At 75.0% G+C, this 3,950-nt stretch carries 3 protein-coding genes and 1 pseudogene; 2 read left to right on the forward strand and 2 right to left on the reverse strand.

The window, feature by feature from the left end:
- A partial coding sequence (locus tag VGD85_RS10470) for a CHAT domain-containing protein (protein ID WP_331063380.1) occupies positions 1-1,679 on the forward strand: 1,679 nt, incomplete at its 5' end.
- Positions 1,680-1,801: 122 nt separating this feature from the next.
- Positions 1,802-2,101, forward strand: a complete 300-nt coding sequence (locus VGD85_RS10475) for a hypothetical protein (RefSeq protein ID WP_331063381.1) — start codon at positions 1,802-1,804, stop codon at positions 2,099-2,101.
- On the opposite strand, the gene VGD85_RS10480 is transcribed toward VGD85_RS10475, so the two are convergent.
- Positions 2,082-3,311: a bifunctional glycosyltransferase family 2/GtrA family protein gene (locus VGD85_RS10480; protein ID WP_331063382.1), complete on the reverse strand. Its 1,230-nt coding sequence runs from the start codon at positions 3,309-3,311 to the stop codon at positions 2,082-2,084. The genes VGD85_RS10475 and VGD85_RS10480 overlap by 20 nt on opposite strands.
- Positions 3,308-3,950 (reverse strand): annotated as a pseudogene (locus VGD85_RS10485) (glycosyl transferase); the annotation flags it as partial. The gene VGD85_RS10480 and the pseudogene VGD85_RS10485, both read right to left, overlap by 4 nt.

The raw sequence follows: 3,950 nt of genomic DNA on the forward strand, positions 1-3,950 counted from the left end.
CCGCGGCCGCCGCGCTGCGCCTGTTCCGGCGGCTCGACGCCCCGGCCTGGGCCGCGCGGGCACGGGCGGCCGTCGTGGCCGCGGACGTGGAGCTCGACCGGCACGGTGCCGAGGTCGTGCGAGGGGCGGAGGAGGCGGAGCGGGAGCTCCGAGAGCTCGACCTCCCCTGGGCCGCGGCCGCCACCCGGCTGCGGCGCGTGCGGCTGGCACTGCGGCGTGGCGATGCCGGCACCGCCGCTGAGCTGCTCGGCTCACTGCGTGTGCGCCGCGACGGGCCGCTCGACGTCCGGCTGCTCCATCGCGATGTCCGCGCCGAGCTGGCGACCACCGAGGGCCGGCGCGCGGGCGCGCTTCGACAGTTGCGGGCCGGCCTGACCGACCTGCACGCCTGGCAGAGCTCGTTCGGGTCGCTGGACCTGCAGACCGGGGTCGCCGGGCACGGCGTGCGCCTCGCGGCCCGGGGGCTCACGCTCGCCATCGAGTCGGGGACGCCCGGGGTGCTCTTCGAGTGGTCCGAGCGAGCCCGGATGCTGGCCAGCCGGGTGCAGCCGGTGCGGGCGCCCGAGGACGAGCAGATCGTCGCGGACCTGACCGAGCTGCGCGAGATGGCGGCTGAGAGCGGCCGGCGCGATCCTGAGCGGGAGGCGGAGCTGCGCCAACGGATCCGGGAGCGGGCCTGGCAGCACCGCGGCTCCGGCGCGGTCGCCGACCCGGTGACGCTCCCCGAGCTGCAGGCTGCATTGGCGATCGACACTGCATTGGTGGCGTACGTCGTCGCGGCCGACCGCGTGGTGGCGCTGGTCGTGACCGCCGAGGCCGCCACCTGGGTCGACCTCGGCGATCGCGAGCGCATCGACGCGCTGCTCGGCGGGTTGCTCCCCGACCTCGACGTCGCCGCGTCCGAGCTGCCGGGCGCGATGGCCGGGTTCGTCCGCGGCGAGCTCGCCGGCCGCCTTGCGTCGATCTCGAGTGTGCTGGTCGAGCCGGTGCTCGAGGCCGTCGGCGATCGCGCGGTCGTGCTCACCCCGTCCGGCGTGCTCGCCGGTGTGCCCTGGACGCTGCTGCCCGGCTTCGTCGGGCGCCCGGTCACGGTCGCGCAGTCGGCGACCTCGTGGCTCGCGCGGCGTACGACGCCGTTGCGGCTCGGTTCGGCCGGGTTCGTGGCCGGCCCGCGCGTGGCCCGGGCCGAGGACGAGGTGATCGCGGCGGCCAAGGAGTGGAAGGACGCGCGCGTGCTCACCGGCGCGGACGCCAGTGCCGCCGCGGTCTCGGAGCTCGCCGCCACCGTCGACGTGCTCCACGTCGCGGCCCACGGCCGCCATGCCGCGGAGAACGCGATGTTCTCCGGCCTCCAGCTCGCGGACGGGCCGTGGTTCGGCTACGACATCGACCAGCTGCGACAGGTCCCGGACGTGGTGGTGCTCTCCGCGTGCGAGGTCGGCCGCTCGACGGTCCGCTGGGGCGACGAGCTGATCGGCATGGCGACCGCCTGGCTGCACGCCGGCGCCCGCTGCGTGGTCGCCTCGGCGGCCGCGGTCAACGACCGGGCGGCGTACGACGTCCTCGTCGCCGTCCACCAGCAGCTCGCCGCCGGCGTCGATCCGGCGACCGCACTGGCCGCGGCGGTGCCGACCGTCTCGGCCGACACCGCCCCGGTGCCGCTGGTCTGCTTCGGTTGACCCACGCACCAGACGTATCTGTCGTCCCGAGCGCCGGTCGGCAGCAGATGCGTCTGGTGCGTGACGTATCAGGCCGCGGACGGTCGCCTCCTCATCGTCACCAGCAGGCGAGGAGGCGGCCCATGATGCACAGCACCGGTCACACCATCGACCGCACCGTCGTCGAGGACCCGCGCCCGGGGGACGTGCTGACGGTGCCGGCGGGCTCGCGGCTGCACGTGCGGTTCAGCCGCACGCTCAGCAGCTGGAGCGTCGCCGACCGCCCGGGGCACCTGGTCCCGCTCGAGGAGGGCGACCACGGGTTCGAGTTCCTCGTGTTCGGTACGCCGGAGGCCGCGCCCGACCCGCTCCGGCTGGTCCGGCAGCGTGCCGACCGCACCGGGCCCAGCGAGGTCCGTGACCTCATCGTGCTGGTCGGCTGAGGACACGGCCGCGCCGGAACACCCAGGTCCGCATCGCGACGAACCGCAGCACGGTCACCACCAGGTTGGCCACGGTCAGCACGACGACCTCGGCGCCGTGGTGGGTGTGGCCGGTCGCGTGCAGGAGCCAGAGCGCGCCGCTGGTGACCCCGAGCCCGATGCCGAACACCACGAGCCCGCGGACGTGGTGGCGCACGGCGTGCTGCCGACCCCGCACCCCGAACGTCAGCCTCCGGTTGGCGGCCGTGTTCGCCAGCGTCGTGAGCACCAGCGCCACCAGGTTGGCCCCGAACGCCGAGAGCGGGCCGCGGAGCAGCAGGTAGAGGACGGCGTACGCGAGCGTCGAGGCGACGCCGACCATCGTGAACATCGCGACCTGCAGGCCGAGCCGCCCGCCGCCGGCATCGGCCGACGCCCGCCCCAGGCGCTCGGCGACGTCGGCGACGGGCACCCGACCCGACACCAGACCGCGGCCCAGGCGGGCGATCCCGCGCAGGTCGTCGACCGCGGTGCGGACGATGTCGACGGTGCTGTCGGGGTCGTCGACCCAGTCGACCGGCACCTCGTGGATGCGCAGCCCGGCCCGCTCGGCGAGCACGAGCAGCTCGGTGTCGAAGAACCACGCGTCGTCCTCGACCAGCGGCAGCACCTCGCGGGCCACGTCGGCGCGGATCGCCTTGAACCCGCACTGGGCGTCGGAGAACCGGGCCCGCAGCGCTCCGCGCAGCAGCAGGTTGTAGCACCGCGAGATCAGCTCCCGCTTGGGTCCGCGCTCCACCCGCGAGCCGCGGCCCAGGCGGCTGCCGATCGCCAGGTCGGAGTGCCCGCTGATCAGCGGCGCCACCAGCGGCAGCAGCGCGTTGAGGTCGGTGGACAGATCCACGTCCATGTAGACCAGCACCGCCGCGTCCGAGGTCAGCCAGACCTTCTTCAGCGCCCGGCCGCGGCCCTTCTCGGCGAGATGGACGACGCGTACGCCGGCGTGGGTGTGCGCCAGTCGCCGGGCGATCACCGCGGTGCCGTCGGTGCTGGCGTTGTCCGCGATCGTCACGCGCGAGGTCCACGGCAGCGCCGCCAGGTGCTCGAGCACGCGCGCCACCGAGGCCTCGAGGTCGCGCTCCTCGTTGTAGACGGGGATCACCACCTCCAGCGTCGTGACGTCGGTGTCGACCCCGGGTCGTGGAGCTTCCCAGGGCTGGGCGGCGGTCACGACGCCGCCCCGGTCGACAGGTCGTAGAGCGTGACGCCGTCGACGGTGGTGGCGGTGAAGCTCTCCTCCACCCAGGCTGCGATCTCCGAGCTCGCGTTGCTGCCGCCCATCGACTGCCCGAAGCCCGATCCGCCGATGAACCAGTGGATCTCGCCGTCGGCGACGTACTGCTGGAACTCCTCCAGCGTCGGGCTCGGGTCGGAGCCGTTGAAGCCGCCGATCGCCATCACCGGCTCCTCGGTGGCCAACTGGTAGCCCGCCGCCGAGTTGGAGCCGACCGCGGCGGCGACCCACGTGTAGGAGTCGGCGTCCTCGAGCAGCAGCGCGGTGAGCTCGTCGCTCGGATCGCTGCCGGTGAGCAGGCCGCCGGCGCCGCCTCCGCCGGTGGGCGCACCCCCGGTCGGGCGCTGGCCCTGCGCCGTTCCGGGAGGCGCCTGTCCGGCCGCACCCGGAGGTGCACCGAACCCGCCGCGGCCGCCGGGACCGCCGAACCCGCTGGAGACCGTCGGGCCGGCCGTCGGGATCGAGCCGGTGTGCGGGGTCGAGGCGGTGCTCACGGCGTACGCCGCAGGACCGGCCAGCCCGGCGATGAGTGCCGCCGCGGCCACCGCGAGGGCAGCCCGGCGAGGCAGGTGCCGG

Origin of the sequence: Nocardioides sp. (assembly GCF_036401255.1) — a bacterium.
Classification (GTDB): Bacteria; Actinomycetota; Actinomycetes; order Propionibacteriales; family Nocardioidaceae; genus Nocardioides.

Coding starts and splice junctions, on each gene's coding strand:
- VGD85_RS10475 (WP_331063381.1), top strand. CDS start 1,802: ATGATGCACAGCACCGGTCACACCATCGACCGCACCGTCGTCGAGGAC.